The 277-nt window shown below is 68.2% G+C and carries 1 protein-coding gene; it reads left to right on the forward strand.

Features of this window, described 5'->3' with window-relative positions; genetic code table 11:
• Positions 1 to 277: holo-ACP synthase (locus ACVA58_RS28050; RefSeq protein WP_446513514.1), on the forward strand; the 277-nt coding region annotated here is incomplete at both ends.

Genomic DNA, 277 nt, shown 5'->3' on the forward strand with positions numbered 1-277 from the left:
GCAGCGGACCAACGGCCGCTTCGCCGAAAAGGTGCTCGGGCCGGATGAGCTGCGGGTCTACCACGCACGCAAGGCACGCTCCGAGCGCCGCGGGTTGGCTTTTCTGGCGACGCGCTTTGCCGCCAAGGAAGCCGTGTCCAAGGCCATCGGCCTGGGCATGCGTTGGCCGATGACGTGGCGCGCCGTGCAGACGCTCAACCTGCCCTCCGGGCAACCCTTGGTGCGCTACAGCGGCGAACTGGCCGACTGGATTGCGCAGCATGGCCTCCACATCCAG

It is taken from the genome of Photobacterium sp. DNB22_13_2 (assembly GCF_052873915.1).